This is a genomic window from Calyptranema fuscum S582, from assembly GCF_055793305.1.
Window position 1 is genome coordinate 1 of record NZ_JBSLYH010000083.1, and the last position, 19918, is coordinate 19918.

Consider the following 19918-nt stretch of genomic DNA (forward strand, 5'->3'; position numbering starts at 1 on the left):
CGATTTATTACATCATGGCGCAGGCATATTGGCATGGGTTACATCAGGAGTTAGAGTCTGTTGGAGGAACCTTGCATGATGCTTTGGAACCGAGTCTGATGCATCCTGGGCAAATTGAAGTTGAAGTAGAACAAGCCCTGCCGAGATTGTGTCTGGCTGGTGAAATTTGTGAAGATGACCCGGACGAATCTAGCCGTCATGTTCTGGGGGCAGTCTATCAAAGTGGCTATTATGTCAGGTTTCTCAGCCTGTCAGGAACGGTTGTCGCAACGTTGGGCTATCAGCCTGAAGGCTTGGTAGTAGCGCTACATCCGCTGTGGCAGACCATGACCGATCGACACGGCGATCATCGCTATCATCACATTTCTTTAGAGCTACAAACGGCAACAGGAGCAGCGTGGGGCTATATTCAAGTCGGGCGATCGCTGAAGGATTTTGATGATCATCTGTCTTCGTTACGCTGGATTCTATAGATCGGGTTGTCAGCAATTTGGGGAGTGACGATCGTGGCAAGCTGATGGCTATCGGGCTTAGGGATGCGTCCGGTTTATCGTTTCTATCGCTCTCGCATTACCAGGGGATCGGGTTTGGGACTGGCGATCGCCCATGCCCATTACGGCAGTATTCAGGTACACAGCGAGTTGGGGCAGGGTTGTATATTCACAAGATTTATTAAGGTGTCATTCCTCACGTAGGGGCGTGGATTCGGCAGATAACTCTAAGGTAATAGCAAAGACCTTTTGCCGAATGCCGCGCCCTTACAAGTTGAAGGCTGACGTTGCTGATCTTAATTAATCCATGAGTATTAGGGTTACAGATTCAATAAATTCTAAATTTCATCCTGATTTCATATTGAGTTGTCATAGTAGTAGTGTGTATCCTTGTTCGATTCGGCTAGAACCGTGCTCTGTTGGCTACCACCCTATACCTTGGATGAATAAGGAGGATTACTCCTATGCGTTTTAATCGTGTTGTTTTAGTTGCGATCGCTGGCTTAGGTTTAGCGGCGTCTGCCGTTTTTGCCCAAACCCGGATGAGTCGTCCTGATGTGCAATCTAACAATGCACCCATGAGCAATATGGGAATGATGCATCATGCTCAAATCAGTAATGAATTTGAATTTTTGAGTGAGATGATTCCTCACCATCAAGAAGCCATCGATACGGCACAAATCATTCTGGCACGCAGCGATCGCCCAGAAATGAGAGCGTTTGCTCAAGATATTATTCGGGTACAAACAGCTGAAATTGAGCAAATGCAAGCTTGGCTCAATGAATGGTATCCAGGGCAAGAGATCACTCAAGCCTATACCCCAATGATGCGAGATCTTGATTCGTTACAAGGTGATGCGTTAGATCAAACATTTTTAGAAGATATGATTGGGCATCATATGGGAGCAGTGATGATGGCTCAGATGCTACTTCATCACGATCTGGCAGAACATGAACCCGTGCAGTTGCTTGCAGAACAGATTGTTTCAACCCAACAACAAGAAATTGCTCAGATGCATGGCTGGTTGCAAGACTGGTTTGGCGTTTCTGCTATGGATATGCACCAAACAATGCATGGCACTCCAGCAGAATAAATAGCTGATTTACAATAGTGCTTCACGTCTGGATAAATTACAGTTGTTGTGTGAGAACCGCGCGGAGCGCAGTTCTCACACAACAACTCCTACTTCACGCAGCGGAATCAACGTTTACCAACAATTGTGATCCATCCATTCAAATAAGCGATCCAATTGGGGTAAAGACAGCAAGCCATACTGCCATAAAATCACAGGCAGGTGAGATGCTTGTTCAACATGGCGTAACCCCAACTCGATTTCTGCGTTGGAGATGCCCAATTCATTCTGAAGAAACCCAATGAGGAGGAGCTGGTTGACGGTATCCATTGTTTGATTCCATGCGGTGAGGCGTTTCGATATTCTTTAGTATCAGGGCGATCGCAAGGTTTCGAGGTGACGGAGTGATTATTATCCGTGTGATATTGTGTGCCGTCAGCCGTGATGGATATCACTCCCAAAATAGCAAGTTTGGTTTTATGTACGGATTTTAGCGTGAAACCGTAGGTTTCACGCTAAAATTTTTGCCCTGATTGAGTTCAACTGCAAAACCCTTACCCAAAGATGCCACTGAAAAACTCGATCGCATCTTTGAGGGACGCAATAAAGATATCAATTTCTTCGCGAGTGTTGTAAAAGTACAAGCTGGCTCTAGCAGTGGATTGGGCAGCGATAAAGCGATGTAAAGGTTGGGTGCAGTGGTGCCCTGCCCGAATGGCAATCCCTGCCTGATCCAGAATAGTAGACAGATCATGGGGATGAACGCTACCCGTTATAAAAGAGGCTAGTGCCGCTCGATTACTGGCGATCGCATCGGGTTGAGGTCCGTAAAGTTTTACCTCTGGAATGGCGTTCAACTTCTGAAACAGGTAAAGCGTTAATTCCTGTTCATACGCATGAATCGTGTCCATGCCAATAGCATTCAGGTAATCCACTGCCGCACCTAGAGCGATCGCTTCTGCGATCGCGGGTGTACCCGCTTCAAATTTGTGGGGTAAATCTGCGTAGGTGGCATGATCCAGAAATACATCGGCAATCATCTCACCCCCACCCAAAAATGGTGGCATCGAGCGCAGTAACTCTAGCTTGCCGTAGAGAAAGCCGATTCCGGTTGGGGCACACATTTTATGCCCGGATGCCACCAACCAATCACAATCCAGATCCTGCACATCAATCGGCATGTGCGGAATACTCTGGCATGCATCAATCAACACTCTGGCACCGTGCTGATGGGCAAGGGCAGCAATTTCTTTGACTGGATTGATGCAACCCAGCGTATTTGAAACATGAACTACTGCAACCAGTTTGGTTTTATCAGACAGCAAAGACTGAAATTGAACCAGGTCAAACTCTTGTGTCTCAGTCAATTCGACAAATTTTAAGACCGCTCCCGTTTTTTGAGCAACAAACTGCCAGGGGATGAGATTGCTATGATGCTCCATCACCGTCAAGATGATTTCGTCGCCCGGTTTCAGCGTATTCATGCCCCAGGTATATGCCACCAGGTTAATGGCTTCACTGGCGTTGCGCGTAAACACAATTTCTTGCCGAGACGCCGCATTGACAAACGCTGCCACCTTATCCCGTGCGCCCTCATAGGCATCGGTTGCCCGCGCACTGAGCGTATGCACCCCCCGATGGACATTGGCATTGTCGTGCTCATAGTAATACCGCAATGCCTCTAAGACTGCCAGCGGTTTTTGTGAGGTTGCTGCATTATCCAAATACACCAGAGGCTTATCATGCACTTTCTGGTTCAGAATTGGGAAATCGGCACGGACTTTAGCAGCAAGGTTTATGTCTTGAGCAACAGTCATGGCAGGGGTGAGGGGTGAGGTTAGCAATGGAGCACTGGGAACGTTTGAGAATTAGCTGTTAGCTATTGGCTGTTAGCTATTGGCTGTTAGCTGTTAGCTATTAGCTAACAGCTATTAGCTATTTACTGTTAGCTGATCCGCTAGGGTCTTTCGGAGTGAGGCGATCGCTATCTGGTCAATGACTTCATAGGCAAAAGCATAGACTAATAGCTTGCGCGAATTTTCAGGATCGATACCCCGGCTTTGCAAGTAAAACATGGCGTCGGTATCGAGTTGCCCAACGGTAGCACCATGGGTGCATTTGACATTGTCTGCAACAATTTCGAGTTGGGGCTTGGTGTCAATGCGGGCTTTAGACGAAAGCAGCAGGTTTTGATTCAACTGTCCGGCATCTGTCAACTGGGCAGCTTTAGGAACAAATACCTTACCGTTAAAAACGGCGTGGGCTTTATCATCCGCAATGCATTTATGCAGTTGACGGCTACTGCCATAGGGCTTGCTAAAGGCGATCGCACTATGGGTATCGGCAACCTGTTCGCCCTTGACCAGAGTTAAGCCATTCAGATGCGTCTCGGTTTGTTCACCCGTTTGATACAGTTCCAGGTTATGGCGGGAAAGGGTTGCGCCAATGCTAATGCTATTGCAGGTATAACGCGAATCTCGGGCTTGAGACACAGCCGTTTTGCCGATATGAATGGCGGCTAAACTCTCGCGTTGAATCCGACTGTGGTTGACCTGGGCATTCGCCTCCAGCCAAACTTCGGTGACAGAATTCGTCCAATAGCCACTCGCATCCAGGGCAACGTAGTCTTCGACTAAGGTGACGCTACTGCCTGACTCCGCAATCACCAAACACCGGGGCTGATGAATAGATGCCGTCGTACCGGCGGTCGCAATCAGCAGAAGGTGAATCGGAGGGGCGATCGCCTGATTTTTGGGTATCCAGACCACGGCAGCATCTGTCAGGCTGGCGGTGTTGAGTGCGGTAAAAACGTCTTCAGCCCCCGGTTGTTTCGCCAGGTAAGGCTGGAGCCGTGATACCCAGGCGGCATCATGCAGGATGTCTGCCAAGCTGCCGATCTTGATCTCGGAGGGTAGCTCGGTAACGTCCGATAATGCTGGCGCATACACACCATTGACAAATACCAGACGGCTATGAGCTGCTTCTGGTAGCAGGTAGGGTTGAATCTCGGTCAGACCCAGCGCAGGTGCGGTTCCCGGTACAAAATGGGTGCTGAGAAGAGCAGATAGATCGGTAAATCGCCATTCTTCGTCTCGCGTTGAAGGAATCTCTAGATTTACTACGCGATCGCTAGCCTGACGGCGTACACTTTCTAGCCAGGTTTTGCTTTCGGCTGAAAAACGGGTCGAGAGGGGCAGGCGATCGCCCAATAGGTTAGCCAGGTAGGTAGTGCGATCGCTCACAATCTGGGGGTCTAACAAGGAACTGGAAGAAACCTGAATGCTCATCGTGCTGCCACCTCAGCTTCTTGCACCCAGTCATATCCTCGGGCTTCCAATTCAAACGCCAACTCTTTACCCCCGGTGGTGATAATGCGTCCGCCTTCCATCACATGAACAAAGTCGGGCACAATATAATCCAACAAGCGCTGGTAATGGGTAATCACCAGGGTCGTATTGTCAGCCGTTGCCAACTGATTCACCCCCGTGGCAACAATCTTAAGGGCGTCAATGTCTAATCCTGAATCGGTTTCGTCGAGAATCGCCAGGATTGGCTCTAAGATTGCCATCTGAAGGATTTCGTTGCGCTTTTTCTCGCCCCCGGAGAAGCCCTCGTTGACGCTACGGCTGAGAAACGCCGGATTCATCTTCACCACATCCAGCTTGTCTCGCACCAGTTCATCAAAATCAAAGGCATCCAGTTCGTCTAAGCCATGATGCTTGCGTTTGGAATTGTATGCCACCCGCAGAAAGTCCAGATTACTTACCCCTGGAATTTCTAAGGGATATTGGAAGGCTAAAAATACACCCGATCGTGCCCGGTCTTCTGGCGCTAAGTCTAATAAATTTTCACCCTTGTAGACCACCTCTCCACCTGTGACGGTGTAGTCGGGGTGACCTGCCAGCACTTTAGAAAACGTGCTTTTACCGGAACCGTTGGGTCCCATAATCGCATGGATTTCTCCGGCTTTCATCTCCAGGTTCAAGCCCTTGAGAATGGGTGTGCCATCGACTTCGGCAGTCAAATTACGAACCGATAAAATGACCGGACTATTTTCAAAAATCATTCTTAAACAACCTCTTGCTTAGCGGTTTTGAGCGTGATCTCCGCACTCAACAACCGAAACTTAACGCTCAATTTTTAACGCCAATCTTTGAAACCGCTGAATCTTTAGCCCACACTGCCTTCGAGCTTCAATGCCAACAGGCGATCGGCTTCTACGGCAAACTCCATCGGCAATTGGTTAAAAACTTCCTTGCAGAAACCGCTAATCATCATAGAAATGGCGTCTTCTGTAGAAATGCCGCGTTGGGCAAAGTAAAACAACTGGTCTTCACCAATCTTGGAGGTTGACGCTTCATGCTCAACTTTTGCCGTATTGTTCTGCACCTGGATGTAGGGAAACGTATTGGCTCCGGCATTATCGCCAATCAGCATCGAGTCGCACTGAGAATAGTTGCGAGCGCCCTTCGCCTTCGGACCGATTTTTACCAAACCCCGATAGCTATTTTTCGATCGCCCCGCAGAAATTCCCTTAGAAATAATAGTGCTACGGGTATTTTTGCCAATATGCACCATCTTGGTTCCCGTATCGGCTTGCTGGCAGTTATTGGTCAGAGCAACAGAGTAGAACTCGCCCACGGAGTTGTCGCCCACCAGAACACAACTGGGATATTTCCAGGTAATGGCAGACCCTGTTTCCACTTGCGTCCAGGAAATTTTGGAATTGACACCCTGACACAGCCCTCGCTTGGTGACAAAGTTATAGATGCCACCTTTGCCATTTTCGTCGCCAGCGTACCAGTTTTGTACAGTCGAATACTTGATTTCGGCATTATCTAAAGCAACCAGTTCCACTACAGCGGCGTGGAGTTGATTGGTATCAAACATAGGAGCGGTGCAGCCTTCTAAATAGCTGACCTGACTACCCGATTCAGCCACAATCAACGTGCGCTCAAACTGCCCCGAATCACCATTGTTGATTCGGAAGTAGGTGGATAGCTCCATCGGACAGCGGGTGTCTTTGGGAATATAAACGAACGAGCCATCACTAAATACGGCTGAGTTTAAGGCCGCAAAGTAGTTGTCACCGACCGGAACCACGCTACCCAAATATTTCTGCACCAGGTCAGGATACTTTTGCAACGCTTCGGAGATTGAGCAGAAGATAACGCCTTGCTCTGCCAGCTTTTCTTTAAAGGTTGTGGCAACCGAGACGCTATCAAAGATGGCATCGACCGCTACGTTAGACAATCTTTTTTGCTCAGATAGAGAAATGCCCAACTTTTCAAACGTTTCCAGTAAAGTAGGGTCTACTTCTTCTAAGCTATTCAACTTTTTCTGCTGTTTGGGCGCAGAGTAATAGACAATGCGCTGGTAATCGATCGCCGGATACCCGACTTCTGCCCACTGCGGCTCCGTCATCTTTAGCCAGTGGCGATATGCCCGGAGACGAAACTCCAGCATAAATTCTGGCTCATTTTTCTTCGCAGAAATCAGACGGATGACATCCTCGCTTAGACCGGCAGGAATACTTTCCGACTCAATATCTGTGACAAAGCCGTATTTGTAAGGCTGGTTGACTAAGGATTTGACTGATGCAGTCATCGCAGGTTCTCTCACGTGTGCTGAGTGTTCTGATTCAAAGGTTGAGTTTGGGCTAGGGCTGAGCAGTTAGCGGCGATCGCCCAAAACTCTACTTATTTAGGGAGTGATTCGGGGATCAATGCGGATGCGTGACCGCACGAATTTCTTCGAACGAGATTTCTTGTTGTTCTCCGGCAAAATCATTATCTGAAGTCAAGAACAACATGCAGTGACACTCTTTGCGCTCGCGCATGGGCACACAGGGGCAGTTCCAATAGGCTGCTGCCGCTTCTGCCGCTTTGTCTTCGTAGTGACGACAGGGACAGAGCGGTGCGCCCAATTCGTCTTTATGCTTTGCAAGTCCTTCAATGACCACAGCAGTGACGCCGGGATCAACACAAAAATAAGTCCCGGTACGTTTCGCATACTGCTCAGAGAAATGCCTCATTGCTTCGAGGTTCTTATCTGTGGCTTGGGTAGTCATCGTTTGTGTATTCATCAGATAGGGCGACAGGTCAGCCAATAACTTCTATAATTAAAACAACTTGTTTGTTGCTTAACTCAATTGTAGAGTACTTTAGCAACAGTCAGGTTGTCAAAGCTAATTTTAGGCGGTTTAGGTTGCTTTTTGCTCTACTCCCTGAGAATTTCTTAAAAAGACAATGACAGCCACGCAACATTCTTCCACCAAGCACGATATCTTGCACTATTTGGCAAAGCAGGGTCAGGCAAACGCGCATGACCTAGCTGAGCATTTTGATATCAGTGTGCAAGCGGTACGCCGCCATCTCAAAGATTTGGAAGATGAAGGGTTGATTGAGCATGAAGCTCTCCAAATCGGCATGGGGCGTCCCAATTATATTTATCAACTCAGTAAAAAAGGGCGCGATCGCCTGCCTGCCCAATATGATGATTTTGCTTTATCTCTATTAGATACGTTGGCGGAAACGGTCGGCAAAGATCAAGTCAGCGACATTTTACGGAAGCAATGGGAGCGAAAAGCCCTGGAATATCGAGAGATCTTGGGTGTGGGGTCTTTGCAAGAACGGGTCGCTATTTTGGTGGAACTCCGCAAAGCCGAGGGGTATATGGCAGAGTGGTATGCCCTGGAACCAGAAACAGCAGAGTCTTCTACCTCAGAGCGGTTTATTGTAACGGAATATAACTGTGCCATTTCACAAATTGCGGAGTCATTCCCCAGTGTTTGCGGTCATGAGTTAGAGATGTTTCAGCTTGCTTTGCAGGGATGTCAGGTCGAGCGGACGCACTGGTTGGTGAATGGAGAGCATCGTTGCGGCTATCTAATCCAACCGCAAATCTAAGGAACGCAGAGCGTAAGGGCGTGGCATTTGGTAACACGTCTTTGCCGTTGCCCTAGAGTTATCTGCCAAATGCTACGCCCGTACAACTAGAATGCTGAAGCTACCGATGTTGGCAGAAATGAGAGAGCCAGGGGGCAGCGCCCCCTGGCTCTCTCATTTCCTTTAATGAGGTTGCTCGATGCTGATGTGTTCGGAGATGCAAAGCCCGACCCCCAGCGTCATTAGCCCCACGCTGAGAAATAGATAGGGCGGTACCGTTTCATTCAGTAAAACGATAGCAAGAGCCGCGCCAATAAAGGGAGCCAGCGAAAAATAAGCTCCGGCGCGAGATGCACCAATTTTTGCCAGGGCAGAGACAAAGAAAATCAGGCTGATGCCGTGGGTCAAAAATCCCCAGAAAGAGGCAGTCGCAATCAACCTGACGCTGGGGTGAGATTCGTTTAATATCAGGGCGATCGCGATACTGACGACGCCTGCAATCACACTGCGAATCATCGAGACTTGTAGCGGATCTCGCATCGCAATTTGGCGCGTCATATTATTGTCAATGCCCCAACTCAGACAGGCACCGATCACCGCCAGCGACCCCCACGACAAACCAAACTGGTTGTAGTTTGACCAGGATAAAATGGCACAGCCGATGACGATCGCAACAATACCCGCTGCCACTCGCCAACTAAATTTTTCTCGAAAAATGAACCAGGCAATCAGTGCTGTAAACACTCCTTCCAGATTGAGCAACAGCGATGCCGACGAAGCCGGACTATGGGTTAGCCCAAAAATTAATAGCACAGGCGCACCCAGCGACCCCATCAAAACGCCCATGAGCAACCACAGCCAATCTTGCGGCTGAATTTTGTGGGCAACCGCAGGTTGCCCGGTCAGCAACCAGCGGACGAGATAGATCAGACTTAAGCCGACCCCAGCCCCCAAACTGAGCAGCGCTGCCAATGTCCACAATTCCACCTGATCTAACAGGATTTTTTTGATCGGCGTACTAAAGCCAAATAAAACAGCAGAGGCGATCGCATAGACAAAACCGGGGATGACCCTGGTTGTGGATGGAATCGATAGATCAGTGACGGCAACGGATGGACGGGATGGTTTTCGTTTCATGCACCTGAGGCTTTGACTGAAAGCCAGTGGGGAAAATCTTGGGCAAAGTCGGTTAACGATAGCAACGAAATATCAGCCGTGGTTTCAGCCAATTTGCGTTCGCTGGCGGTGTTGTAGCCCCAATCTGCCAGAAACAATTGGATTGCCGCCAAGTCGGGCTGAGTTTGAATTGTTTGCAGCGTTTTCAGCCGATCTTCGACAAACCAGATTTGCGGAGCCGTTCCGGTTTCTGCTGCATAGCGTTGCATCAGGGCGCGTAGGGTTGTGGCTTTGGGTTGTTTGACTTCTTTACCAAAAATTTGAGACGCGGCAAGTTTAATCCCTTGTTGCTGCAACAGTTGATGGACAAATCTACCTTCTTTGGTCGTGATGATCAATAAATGCGTGGGGCTAGTCAGGGTGTGAACGAGCCGCTCGATCACACCGGGATAAAACCGATGTTGCGCCAGCCAGTTTTCCAGATCGGTGGCAATCCATTGATCGCGAATGCCATCGACGATCGCGGACAGGTCCGCTGGCATCAGGTTGTCTGCCTGCACTTGAGCCTGGGCGATCGCCATCCAATGGTCTAGAATCTCGGCTTCTGTATGACCCAAGATCAGCGATCGCAGCAACACTGGCATTTCCCAACCCGTTTCGATCACCGGACGCAGACGATAAAACTGGGCATCTAACCCTTTCGGCGGAGTTTCATGGTCTGGATTCCAGATGCGGCAATAGGCTCGCCACGAGGTCTGAAAATATTCAATTAAGCCATCACAGACAACCCCATCAAAATCCAGTGCCAGGATATTAGGCATTCCTTGCTGCATCTTTAATCCACCCTCTTTGTCGGTAAAACGATCCCACTCTACGGTTGTGGTATTCAGGTAGCAATTTTGGGTGGCGCGGGCGTCGCCCGCGCCACCCAAAATCATGACTTTTTTAGAATGACCCGAATGCTAAGGATCACAGATGAATTAACCTGTAATTCTTTTTGAGAGCGGCGGCGGAGCCGCCGCTCTCAAAAAGAATTGGGTTTTATTCAATCCACGATCCTAATTCTTTGATTTAAGCATCGGTCGAGGAATGGGGGCGAAACAGGTGAGAGTGATCTGGGTTATACAACCGCGATCGCCCTTCGACTGCCGTCAAGGCAGGGCTAATCACATACAGCGTTGTGCGAATTAAGTCTTTCTCCTGTGTCACCGTTGCCATTTGTTCGAGGGGCACAATCCAGATTTGTTCATCCTCCCAACCCAGACGAAAACAGATGGCGACGGGGGTATCAGCCGCATAATGCTGCATCAGCTTGTCTTGAGACGCTTGCACATGGCGAGCGCTGAGATAGAGACAGAGACTTGCCTGATGGGCTGCCAGAGACGCCAATTCTTCGGTATCGGGCACCTGGGTGCGCCCACTAATGCGGGTTAAAATAATCGTCTGTACCAGTCCCGGCACCGTCAACTCGACTTTGAGCTTCGCCGCTGCCGCCTGAAATGCGCTAATACCGGGAATGACTTCAAACGGAATCTCTGCCTGGATCAACGCTTGCATTTGCTCATGCACGGCTCCGTAGAGGCTGGGATCACCTGAATGCAACCGGATCACCGATTTATGCGATCGCACCCGATCGATCATCACAGGCAAAATTTCTTCCAATGTCTTATTGGCAGTGCGAATCACCTCCGCATCCCGGCGAACAATCTGGAGCAGTTGCTTGGGTACCAGCGAATCGGCAAATAACACGACATCTGCTTGCGCCAGCAGTTTATGGGCTTTGACCGTCAGCAACTCTGGATCACCGGGACCCGCCCCGACAATATAAACCCCCGCCGCTAACGCCGAATTGGGGTACAGTTCCGCTGCTGTTTGTTGGGCATTGTCTTGCGGTTGAATAGCCGCTGACAGTGGGGAAACATTACTAACCGTCATAACCAAAAAGCTCTCCTGGCGCAAAATGCAATTGCATATGAAATCTGGCGTTTGAGCGATCGCCCATGCAGTATCCTTACCTAAACTTTATAAATTGGCAAATTTTGCGAAGAAGCTATAAATCCAACTCAGCCATCCGGATGGCTCTAGAGAGTTTCGTAAAGGGGAATGGTAGATGCACCCTGATTCACACCCCGGAGGTTCGCCTCTGGGGTTTCCTTATGTCTATAGCGTTAAGTACAAAAACGGTGTTGTGCGGCGCGGAGCGCTCCACAACACTGGACTGAATTAACTCGCGGAGTGCAGTTCTCACATAACACCCGTAAGGTAGTATCCCAATTAAAGGACGATCTGTTCTGCGACCGATTAATTGGCAATTTGCCGTTCTCACTACCGCCGCAAGTTTTAAGTTTGACAATCTTCTGCTGACCAGCAACGATCCCGATTTCCGAATGGGCTAAACTCTTTATTGCTCCAGTATCTGATTTGGGGTTTACTGGCACTTGTGCCATCGGAAAACATATTCACCTCAATTCTTCAAAGAACGCTATGCCGCGCTAGTTTTGATTCAGGATTAAGGGTATGCTCTGCGCACCGAAAATCGCCTCAAAGCTTTTGTAGTCAATGACGTAACCTTTAGGACTGAGGGTGTCTTAATCACCTTAGGAGAATTTTCATGACTGTTTTGTTGAAACGAGCAACCACAATTTCAATCGTAACGGCTCTGGGTTTGTTAGCTGTAAGTTGTGGTGAAAGTAAAGTTTCCCAGTGCAATAAATTGATTGCGGTTGCGAACAATGCTGTAACTGAAGTGCAAAATGTCACCTCCGCAGCCCAACCCCAAGATGTTAACTCGATGACAAAGATTGCTGAAACAGCTGACAAAGCAACTGCTGATATGCAGGCACTAGAGCTTTCGGATGAACAACTCCAAGGGTTCCAGCAACGCTTTGTGACCATGTACACCGATACCAGCAAGTCTACTCGCGCTCTGGTAGATGCCGTCAACAAGAAAGATGCCGCTGCTGCCGAACAGTCTTATAAAGATCTGCAAGCCGCTACCGGACAAGAAAGCGCGCTGGTCGGTGAAGTAAATACCTATTGCACCAACTGATCAATTAGCGCAATGCCTAATTTAGCACTGAGTGAGAGCATCTACCCAACGGGTGGATGCTCTCACTCATTCTGTATCAACCTGTACAGGGCTATAGAACGGGGTGCAGGGGTTCCACCCCTGTCTGGGGGCGCAGCCCCCAACCCCCTATGTTGCAACTCATAGTGCTAGCACTATGAGTTGCTCAAACGGCACCATATCTAGCTACTAGCATCGTCTCCGAGCTTTCCCGGTTCATCTGCCATGCCCACATTTGATCACCTAAGGAAAAATGCCACCATTCACGGGGATGTTGACGAAATCCTGCTCTTAACATACTCTCGCGCAAGAGTTGGCGATGGCGATGGATCAACATGGCGCGATCGCGCAAATTTTCTTCTTGGGCTAGATTCGCCAAAGACGCAAAGTGGTCAGGGTAAGACCGGGGCGAAATCTCATCGATCGGAGATCCCATATCGATAACGAGTTTGTTTTCATCCAGCAATGTCACATCAATGGCGGCTCCGGTGCTGTGGGGCGGTGGCGTCATCGGGTCGTGACTGGGGACTGCCCAAAATTGATAGACCTGGTCTAGAACCTCTTGCTTTTGTGCAGGTGTCAGGTGTTCAACCATTAAGCCCTTCGCTCGTACCGACTCGGCGATCGCATAGTCCACCATAAATTGCTGCACCCCAATTGGGCGATAGGCATCAAAAATTTGAATGCGCCAGCCCGGTCGTTGTTGTTGCAAAAACGCCTGGGCTGCGATCAGGCTCTCTAAAACACTCTTCCGCAAAAAATATGGAGATTGCATGCCATAGGGCGCACCCAGTTTTACGTAGGGGTGTGGCTCTTCTAAAACAAATAAGCCTTTAGGGATGGGTAGTAGAGGTTCTCCACACTCTACGATGGGAATCCGTTGGTAAGGTTTCATGCGAGTTAACTCAGCGGCTCGAAAAAATGCTACAAGATGCTTCCAGTCTGGTAGATTGCCGAGAGCACCCGATTCGTTGACAAACAGCAGTATTCCCTAAAAACACGGGGTCAGTACCTGAATGACTGGACGGTGTGACTTAAGGAACAATATTTTTAGGCTACACCCAAATGCTCGTGAAGCGGTTGATTACCCCAAATCTATTTTGGCAACTGGGTTGCTCAACGAGTAGCCTCTATTCTCAAATAGAACCTCGTTTATCGGCGTTGCTGATTTTGGGGATGAATTTGAACGTGAACCCTTTGGGTTCACGTTCAAATTCATCCCGCTATTAAGCAATGCCCGTTTATCTGAATAAGGATCGTGGACTTAATAAAACCCAAATCTTGTTTGAGAGAGCGACGGCGGAGCCGTCGCTCTCTCAAACAGAATTCCAGGTTATTTGATTTGTGATCTTTAGGATCACAAAAGGATCACAAATTAATTGGAACCCGGACGTTTATTTTGGGAAGTGCGACCCTGCCGTGCTTCCCGAAATAAATCTTCGGTTTTATTAAATCCATGAGCCTGAGAGCAAATTTTGGGGGGCGTGAGTGTTGGCTTTGTGGCGATCGCCCATTATTGATTTCCTCATGAGAAGGCTGCGAAAAGCTTAGCAGACTGGGGTTACAGCATTTTTTATAGCGCCATCTCTGCCGTGATTTTCAATTTAATCGATGAGTTTTTAAAAATGCTTGACATTTTGCCCCCCAAAATTGATAAGATACATAAGCTTGACTCGTTGGGGCGTAGCCAAGTGGTAAGGCAGCGGGTTTTGGTCCCGCCATCCCTAGGTTCGAATCCTAGCGCCCCAGCTCTTAACTCTCTACAAGTCTATCTAAGAGCTAGAGTCATTTCATGTCTTTTAACTACTTTACTTAGAATAAAATTAATTAAAACCCGGACGTTTGTTTTTGGAAGCGCGGCTTCGCCGCGCTTCCAAAAACAAACGTCCGGGTTTATTAAATCCACGATTCTTAGGGGATTTCTGAGGAAGATGATATCCCTGTAAGGGTCAAGCACTCGCTAGATCATCCTTGATAAATGGCGAAAAATTATTGTCCGAATTCTTTGACCTTGCGATTCTCTGGTATAACCTTTTCTAGAAATCGCCTTAAGCTTTATAGTGTTAAACCGCTCTGGTTTTAGCTTAATTGGTGCTGGCAGCGGGGATTGAATAAAACCGGAAATTCAATTTCTAACTTTATCAATTTGCGACCCCTGACCTAAGGTAGGAGCGTAGAATTTTGTAAAAAATCCCTACTTTGACAGATTTTGTATCTCATATCGAATTCAATTCACTTTGGTGGACGCGATTAATCACGTCTCTACCCAAGGTTTATCCTATGTGATACCCTTAATAAGAGCATTGCCGGGATGTGGCGCAGCTTGGTAGCGCACTTCGTTCGGGACGAAGGGGCCGCTGGTTCGAATCCAGTCATCCCGATTTTTGTCCATTAAATAATTAATGGGCAGTTTTAAAGAGATAATTTCATATTTTCCCAAAAAAGCCCTAGAGATAGAGCTTTTCAGCGTTTTGGAGTATTACAGCAGCTCGCTTTGATCTTAATCCGCCAGCTTTAAAGAATTAATTTCACGAAACTGTGATTGCGAGGAAGTCCGCTAAACTGAACTTCCCATTCCTCCCGAACGAAGTGCGCCTTTCAACCCACCCAATTGATGACTTACAGAAGTCTTTACTACACTCCTGTATGATGCTCTTTTCAACCCGCCCAACGCCGGGAGGGCTGATGCAACGCGGGATGAATAGTTTGTCGCGTTCACATCTTGGCAACTTTCAACCCGCCCAACGCCGGGAGGGCTGATGCAACGAGACATCTGCCAGTTCTGAAATCTCTCTATATTTCACTTTCAACCCGCCCAACGCCGGGAGGGCTGATGCAACTCCTTAAACTCCCCATTGGCAGAATTGGGGCACAACTTTCAACCCGCCCAACGCCGGGAGGGCTGATGCAACGCCTATACAGTCATCGTAGAAGGAAATAAAACAGGACTTTCAACCCGCCCAACGCCGGGAGGGCTGATGCAACATCAGTTTTCCGTGAAAATGAAGCTTGTAACAGAACTTTCAACCCGCCCAACGCCGGGAGGGCTGATGCAACCGGGTTGCTGAGTTGCGATAGCAGCACCGCCCAAGGCTTTCAACCCGCCCAACGCCGGGAGGGCTGATGCAACCTTAGAACCTGGGAGAACTCAGCCGCAAATCTATAACTTTCAACCCGCCCAACGCCGGGAGGGCTGATGCAACCCCAGACGAACGCAGAACGGGTTAAGCCGTTTTTGCTTTCAACCCGCCCAACGCCGGGAGGGCTGATGCAACCCCGCCGTATGCCTCTTCTAGAGTGACTGACACTTCTTTCAACCCGCCCAACGCCGGGAGGGCTGATGCAACCCAGGATGCCTTCCAGGTAGACCGCTGTGGTATCTACTTTCAACCCGCCCAACGCCGGGAGGGCTGATGCAACTCGATCCGAAGCTCTTCCTCTAGCTCTGAATCTTGCTTTCAACCCGCCCAACGCCGGGAGGGCTGATGCAACTCCCACTCGCAAAACCCTTGTCCTGCCTGATGTTCCCTTGAGAAATTCGCAAAGACCGAATCTAGCTCGGTTAGATGTCCCTTTTCTTCTTAAAAAGAAAATGCGCTCATCGGAACAGCAAGAGGGATAAGGGTTTGCGGGGTTGGCAAACCTCCAGGGATTTCTCCCTCGCTTTGGTTTGCCAAAACTAATTGGGGGGACCCTTGCTCGGGCTTTTGGTAGCCGACAGACAAGTATTTCTGTATCCTTAATTATTAGAGGCGAGAACCACTAATAATAAGAACTGCTCTTTTATGCTAGGCGCGACCCTGCATTATACCTATGAAACTTCACAGGAAGAGCCGTCAGCGACCGGGGCGGAAAGCAATGAAACTGACCCCTGTACTTAACACCGTTTGGTAACGGCGCGCTATTGCTCAAATTATTTCATTGTCGAGGTGCTAAATCTAGTGCTTATCTTGAAGCTAAGTGAGACTATGACTAGACAAAGCTATTTTGAGTGCCTTATTTGGAAGGCTCCCTGTCGCTGGTTGTCTTCCAAATTTGATTGAGATTCCCTCACTTAAAATGCGGTTATGGATGAACTCAGCCAATCTCCTATAGCTCCATCGATGCACTTCAATGCGAAACTGCTTTGCATAGTTTTTCTGTTGTTCTCGGTGGTTGGGGAACAGTTGCTTTGCTCTAGCTTGAACTGCGCTTTCGATATACTCGCGCATATCTTCTAAATCTGGAATTACAACACTACTGGCTTTCCATTTCAAAGCAACCTGGGTAATTCTTGCTGCAATTAACCGCCCAAGATATGCTCCCAAGTTAGACTCTGCTCTACTTTCAACAAATTGACCTTGTTTTTGTTTTTTTGTCTATGAGCCATATTTCGCCTATTTAGTTGACGCAATCGACTCACTAAACGGTACTTCTCCAGTTTCAACTGAAGCAAGCTGCGCTTACGTCGTAACTTCTTTACTCGTTGATTCTTTAGAAGTTGCCGAATACTGTAGTACTCAAGTAGTTGTTGAGACTGTAAATCTACAACTGCAACGCCTACCATTTCTCGCCGACAGAAGCTAATGCCCACTGTAATATTTGCTTCTCTCTGATGCGGTACTTTGCTGGGACGTGGTGGTGTATTTTTGAGCTGGGTCAAGCTTGTCTCATAGCTCAAAATTTTGCGGCGTTTTTTGATCAGTTCATTCTCTAACGTCTGTTTCTCCTCAGTCGAAGGGCTGCCAAGTATTTGTGCTAAAAGTTCCTCCTCTTTCTTTCTGGCACTATCAAGGATTTTCCTTGTCTCAGTAATCTTCCTTTGGCGAACTTTCGCTGTTCCTTCTGCTGTCAATAGATCAGGATCAATTGAGCAATGGAGGTATAGGCGATGAGTTTCCCAGGGTGGGGTGGATTCTTGTTCTAATGAGACGCTCCCACTCTCAGAGCCTGTTTGCTTCACTGTTTTCTTCTTATGAAGTAACTGCTCATCTTTTTGCCAAAGTAGTTTAGCTGAACGTAGAACAAATAGCGCCAAAGAATATTTTTTCTCTTTATCCAACTGCCTATAAGTTTGCCAATCTGTGCTAAAAGCCTTGAATACTGGTAGCTGGCGGCGATCGCAGTTGACTTTGAGGACGTAATCACTTAATCCCTTCAAACGAACACAGATCTGTTCTTCCGACCGAGTTTTCAGCTTTTTTCTCTTCCGTTTCGAGGGACGTTTTCGTGACTTAGCGCCCTCGCATTTTTCCAGGTTAGACGGTTGTTGATTTCTTTTTTTTGACTCAAACGACCAATATAAGTCATCCGTACTGCCCAACATCAGCGGATATGGTAAGGAGTTAAGTATTTTTGCAGCATTGCTGAACCGCTCAGTCATTGCTTCTTGCCATGATAAGAAGTTTGAATCAACAATTTTCGCTTCGGACAGAATTAGTTGAAGTAGGTAAACACCGTATTGGACATACGGCATTTGAAATGAAGCGTAATAGCAGAAAATACTAACCAGAAACAAGGCAGGGTAACAGTTAGGATGTTCTGGAAGTTGAATAGCTTCTTGCAAAAATTCGCTCGTTCGTTCGCCTGTTGGGTCACGCCCCTTTGGTAAGCGGCTGGTTAATTGCTTTTCTAGACGTTGAATTTCTTCCCTTTTGGTTGCCAATCTCCGTGCTAACTTTTCTGGTTCTTCTATCGCTTCATTAACCTCCCCTGCATTCTTTAGCAAGTGAACGAGGGCATGACGAGAGAGTCCATCTTCCATTACTTCGTATGTATCAAACAAAAGAGAGAAAGGCAGTCGCTGGTTTTCTGGCTGATTTTTGTCGAGAGGATCTTCGGAACTTTTGGCTTGGGGTTTGAGATTTTGTTGTTGACGTAGCTCTAACAAAATTTCTTTTGCTCGATTCTGGATAGTCTCTGGGCTAAAATCAGTCGTTTTAGCAAGTTCAATGTCCTCCTCAACTAATTGCAACCACCGCTTTTTACCGTTGATTTTGCGTGTTAGTCGCTGTTGTGATTTCACCCAACCTTCGAACGTATCCTTTACGAGTGAGATAGCCGACATGTAGAAGCGACTCGGTAATCCCTTGAATGGTTCTTGATTTTTGAGAGCTTCGCAAAACTGCTTGACGGCTTGCTCCGATATCCAACCCTGCCGTTTCCATTGCTCAAGCTCTGGGGAATGACCAACCTGTTCTAATAGGAGATTAACCAAAAGGGTGTACCGTTCCATTGCCTCCCCAAGAAACTGACGAGTTGGCTGATCTGCACAAAGACAACAACGCACGGTCTTATACAACCCGTCAGGCTTCTGATGATTGTCGAACTCGTCAGGCTTATTGCTATTTCTTGAGGACTTTGGCTTAGGTGCAACCATATCAACCTCGTAACGTGTTAAGTGGCGAGGTTCAGGATCAAGTGAGCAAGGAATTTAAAGGTCTAGGAATCGTTTCCCTGGCTCATGAGGAGGCGGTTCCTTTTCTGGGAGTAACTTTTCCTTCTTTTTCTGCTTCATCGATCGCCTTTTGAACGATATAGCTTGCCAAACCTGCAACAGTACGATCATCCAGATCAGCCCACTGTTCCAGCTTTTCGTAATACGGGTCAGGTAAGGATATAGAGATCCGCTTCGGCATTTCAATCACACATACTTCCTCCTCAGATCATAAGGCTGCAATTGGTTCACTATTGAATTGCTGCTTTTTTGCAGCATTGTAGCATCAATTTTGTCGTTTTATGGATGCCAATTTTTATAATCTATGTGCTGGATTTTGTGGCATCCAGATTGTAAGAGTGCGATATTGGAGACGAGGTAGATCGTCAGTTTTGGGATGGCAGTATGTTGGAACTGTTGGTCGCTGCAACAGGTGTGGAATTGAGCAAGTTAGTTTTAGAGCAGGTGCTCAATCTGGGAAGATCAGCGATGGAGGACTATATAAAGGACTTTTTCAAAGACTGCATTCAGAGCGGGGTGGCACGGGCGAACGCAGAGACACTGAAGACGCCAATGGCAGAGGCGATCGGGTTCTTCATCAAACGATTTATCAAAGAACTCCAGTTTAATGACGTGCCTGAAACCAGCATCCAGCACCATTTCAAGGCAACTCTCAAGCAATTTGTACAGGATAAGGCAGTTCGTCCAGTCTTGGGAAAAGCGTTTGAGAGGGATTGTAAACAGATTGATTACAATCAGCTACAACAGATTTGGACACAGCAGTATCAGGATAATGGGTGGCAATTTCCGGCTGAGGAGTTTGATTGGCGGAGGGTGGCTAAGGAATATGTGGTCGAAGTTAAAGGCAT

At 47.9% G+C, this 19918-nt stretch carries 17 protein-coding genes, 2 tRNA genes, 2 pseudogenes and 1 CRISPR repeat array; of the genes and pseudogenes, 8 read left to right on the forward strand and 13 right to left on the reverse strand.

The features are described 5' to 3' along the window. From ACR6Z4_RS30440 to ACR6Z4_RS30450, 3 genes and pseudogenes are all read left to right on the forward strand, one after another. Window positions 1–473, forward strand: a pseudogene (locus ACR6Z4_RS30440) (two-component system sensor histidine kinase RppB); the annotation flags it as partial. A 63-nt stretch (window positions 474–536) separates the two neighbouring features. Next, the gene (locus ACR6Z4_RS30445) at window positions 537–695 is read left to right on the forward strand and encodes a hypothetical protein (protein WP_479721113.1); all 159 of its coding nucleotides are present in this window, start codon (window positions 537–539) and stop codon (window positions 693–695) included. A gap of 260 nt (window positions 696–955) precedes the next feature. Then, window positions 956–1585 carry a DUF305 domain-containing protein gene (locus ACR6Z4_RS30450; protein WP_479721114.1) on the forward strand — a complete coding sequence of 210 codons (630 nt, stop codon included), beginning with the start codon at window positions 956–958 and terminating at the stop codon, window positions 1583–1585. Window positions 1586–1699: 114 nt separating this feature from the next. Here ACR6Z4_RS30450 and ACR6Z4_RS30455 read toward each other — a convergent pair whose 3' ends face one another. The 6 genes from ACR6Z4_RS30455 to ACR6Z4_RS30480 all read right to left on the reverse strand — a co-directional run bounded on the left by ACR6Z4_RS30455 (window position 1700) and on the right by ACR6Z4_RS30480 (window position 7649). Continuing rightward, complete coding sequence (locus tag ACR6Z4_RS30455) at window positions 1700–1894, reverse strand: DUF2949 domain-containing protein (RefSeq protein ID WP_479721115.1); 195 nt, start codon at window positions 1892–1894, stop codon at window positions 1700–1702. 224 nt (window positions 1895–2118) lie between these two features. Continuing rightward, window positions 2119–3381 (reverse strand): SufS family cysteine desulfurase, encoded by a 1263-nt coding sequence (locus tag ACR6Z4_RS30460; RefSeq protein ID WP_479721116.1) that lies wholly within the window; start codon window positions 3379–3381, stop codon window positions 2119–2121. A 114-nt stretch (window positions 3382–3495) separates the two neighbouring features. Further along, on the reverse strand, window positions 3496–4851 hold the full coding sequence (gene sufD, locus ACR6Z4_RS30465; RefSeq protein WP_479721117.1) for a Fe-S cluster assembly protein SufD: 1356 nt from the start codon (window positions 4849–4851) through the stop codon (window positions 3496–3498). After that, window positions 4848–5630, reverse strand: coding sequence for a Fe-S cluster assembly ATPase SufC (sufC, locus tag ACR6Z4_RS30470; RefSeq protein ID WP_479721118.1), 783 nt, complete (start codon window positions 5628–5630; stop codon window positions 4848–4850). The genes sufD and sufC overlap by 4 nt, the downstream gene beginning before the upstream one ends. 104 nt (window positions 5631–5734) lie before the next feature. Beyond that, the gene (gene sufB / locus ACR6Z4_RS30475) at window positions 5735–7171 is read right to left on the reverse strand and encodes a Fe-S cluster assembly protein SufB (RefSeq protein ID WP_479721119.1); all 1437 of its coding nucleotides are present in this window, start codon (window positions 7169–7171) and stop codon (window positions 5735–5737) included. A gap of 115 nt (window positions 7172–7286) precedes the next feature. Next, the gene (locus ACR6Z4_RS30480) at window positions 7287–7649 is read right to left on the reverse strand and encodes a ferredoxin-thioredoxin reductase catalytic domain-containing protein (RefSeq protein ID WP_479721127.1); all 363 of its coding nucleotides are present in this window, start codon (window positions 7647–7649) and stop codon (window positions 7287–7289) included. 163 nt (window positions 7650–7812) lie between these two features. Here ACR6Z4_RS30480 and sufR point away from each other — a divergent pair, with 163 nt between their 5' ends. Continuing rightward, complete coding sequence (gene sufR, locus ACR6Z4_RS30485; RefSeq protein WP_479721120.1) at window positions 7813–8472, forward strand: iron-sulfur cluster biosynthesis transcriptional regulator SufR; 660 nt, start codon at window positions 7813–7815, stop codon at window positions 8470–8472. A 162-nt stretch (window positions 8473–8634) separates the two neighbouring features. Here the strand turns inward: sufR and ACR6Z4_RS30490 are convergent, their stop codons facing one another. The 3 genes from ACR6Z4_RS30490 to cobM form a co-directional block, all read right to left on the reverse strand. Then, entirely contained in the window at window positions 8635–9588 is a 954-nt protein-coding gene (locus ACR6Z4_RS30490; RefSeq protein ID WP_479721121.1) for a DMT family transporter, read from the reverse strand. Next, on the reverse strand, window positions 9585–10400 hold the full coding sequence (locus ACR6Z4_RS30495; protein ID WP_479721128.1) for an HAD family hydrolase: 816 nt from the start codon (window positions 10398–10400) through the stop codon (window positions 9585–9587). Before ACR6Z4_RS30495 ends, ACR6Z4_RS30490 begins: the two co-directional genes overlap by 4 nt. Window positions 10401–10638: 238 nt before the next feature. Beyond that, on the reverse strand, window positions 10639–11502 hold the full coding sequence (gene cobM / locus ACR6Z4_RS30500) for a precorrin-4 C(11)-methyltransferase (RefSeq protein WP_479721122.1): 864 nt from the start codon (window positions 11500–11502) through the stop codon (window positions 10639–10641). Between the two features lie 676 nt (window positions 11503–12178). Here cobM and ACR6Z4_RS30505 point away from each other — a divergent pair. Then, window positions 12179–12616, forward strand: coding sequence for a hypothetical protein (locus tag ACR6Z4_RS30505; RefSeq protein ID WP_479721123.1), 438 nt, complete (start codon window positions 12179–12181; stop codon window positions 12614–12616). Window positions 12617–12800: 184 nt separating this feature from the next. Here the strand turns inward: ACR6Z4_RS30505 and ACR6Z4_RS30510 are convergent, their stop codons facing one another. Then, window positions 12801–13529, reverse strand: a complete 729-nt coding sequence (locus ACR6Z4_RS30510) for a M15 family metallopeptidase (RefSeq protein WP_479721124.1) — start codon at window positions 13527–13529, stop codon at window positions 12801–12803. A gap of 782 nt (window positions 13530–14311) precedes the next feature. On the opposite strand from ACR6Z4_RS30510, the gene ACR6Z4_RS30515 reads away from it, so the two are divergent. Beyond that, window positions 14312–14383 (forward strand) — tRNA-Gln (locus ACR6Z4_RS30515). 558 nt (window positions 14384–14941) lie between these two features. Further along, window positions 14942–15015: transfer RNA gene (locus ACR6Z4_RS30520), tRNA-Pro, on the forward strand. Window positions 15016–15288: 273 nt separating this feature from the next. Further along, window positions 15289–16126: direct repeats of the CRISPR family, unit length 38 nt; unit sequence ACTTTCAACCCGCCCAACGCCGGGAGGGCTGATGCAAC. 464 nt (window positions 16127–16590) lie between these two features. On the opposite strand, the gene ACR6Z4_RS30525 is transcribed toward ACR6Z4_RS30520, so the two are convergent. From ACR6Z4_RS30525 to ACR6Z4_RS30535, 3 genes are all read right to left on the reverse strand, one after another. Beyond that, window positions 16591–16941, reverse strand: a complete 351-nt coding sequence (locus tag ACR6Z4_RS30525; RefSeq protein ID WP_479721125.1) for a hypothetical protein — start codon at window positions 16939–16941, stop codon at window positions 16591–16593. Then, a complete protein-coding gene (gene cas12k / locus ACR6Z4_RS30530) occupies window positions 16917–18992 on the reverse strand; it encodes a type V CRISPR-associated protein Cas12k (RefSeq protein WP_479721126.1) in 2076 nt (691 codons plus the stop codon). The genes ACR6Z4_RS30525 and cas12k overlap by 25 nt, the downstream gene beginning before the upstream one ends. Window positions 18993–19074: 82 nt before the next feature. Further along, complete coding sequence (locus ACR6Z4_RS30535; RefSeq protein ID WP_479721129.1) at window positions 19075–19251, reverse strand: ribbon-helix-helix domain-containing protein; 177 nt, start codon at window positions 19249–19251, stop codon at window positions 19075–19077. Between the two features lie 203 nt (window positions 19252–19454). Between ACR6Z4_RS30535 and ACR6Z4_RS30540 the strand changes: the two are divergent. After that, window positions 19455–19918, forward strand: a pseudogene (locus ACR6Z4_RS30540) (NACHT domain-containing protein); the annotation flags it as partial.

Bases quoted from the DNA above. Each gene is read 5' to 3' on its own strand.
- ACR6Z4_RS30455 (WP_479721115.1), bottom strand. From the start codon at position 1,894: ATGGATACCGTCAACCAGCTCCTCCTCATTGGGTTTCTTCAGAATGAA.
- ACR6Z4_RS30505 (WP_479721123.1), top strand. From the start codon at position 12,179: ATGACTGTTTTGTTGAAACGAGCAACCACAATTTCAATCGTAACGGCT.
- sufR (WP_479721120.1), top strand. From the start codon at position 7,813: ATGACAGCCACGCAACATTCTTCCACCAAGCACGATATCTTGCACTAT.
- ACR6Z4_RS30495 (WP_479721128.1), bottom strand. From the start codon at position 10,400: ATGCAGCAAGGAATGCCTAATATCCTGGCACTGGATTTTGATGGGGTT.
- ACR6Z4_RS30445 (WP_479721113.1), top strand. From the start codon at position 537: ATGCGTCCGGTTTATCGTTTCTATCGCTCTCGCATTACCAGGGGATCG.
- ACR6Z4_RS30450 (WP_479721114.1), top strand. From the start codon at position 956: ATGCGTTTTAATCGTGTTGTTTTAGTTGCGATCGCTGGCTTAGGTTTA.
- ACR6Z4_RS30480 (WP_479721127.1), bottom strand. From the start codon at position 7,649: ATGAATACACAAACGATGACTACCCAAGCCACAGATAAGAACCTCGAA.
- sufB (WP_479721119.1), bottom strand. From the start codon at position 7,171: ATGACTGCATCAGTCAAATCCTTAGTCAACCAGCCTTACAAATACGGC.
- sufC (WP_479721118.1), bottom strand. From the start codon at position 5,630: ATGATTTTTGAAAATAGTCCGGTCATTTTATCGGTTCGTAATTTGACT.
- ACR6Z4_RS30460 (WP_479721116.1), bottom strand. From the start codon at position 3,381: ATGACTGTTGCTCAAGACATAAACCTTGCTGCTAAAGTCCGTGCCGAT.
- cas12k (WP_479721126.1), bottom strand. From the start codon at position 18,992: ATGGTTGCACCTAAGCCAAAGTCCTCAAGAAATAGCAATAAGCCTGAC.
- cobM (WP_479721122.1), bottom strand. From the start codon at position 11,502: ATGACGGTTAGTAATGTTTCCCCACTGTCAGCGGCTATTCAACCGCAA.
- ACR6Z4_RS30535 (WP_479721129.1), bottom strand. From the start codon at position 19,251: ATGCCGAAGCGGATCTCTATATCCTTACCTGACCCGTATTACGAAAAG.
- ACR6Z4_RS30490 (WP_479721121.1), bottom strand. From the start codon at position 9,588: ATGAAACGAAAACCATCCCGTCCATCCGTTGCCGTCACTGATCTATCG.
- sufD (WP_479721117.1), bottom strand. From the start codon at position 4,851: ATGAGCATTCAGGTTTCTTCCAGTTCCTTGTTAGACCCCCAGATTGTG.
- ACR6Z4_RS30510 (WP_479721124.1), bottom strand. From the start codon at position 13,529: ATGAAACCTTACCAACGGATTCCCATCGTAGAGTGTGGAGAACCTCTA.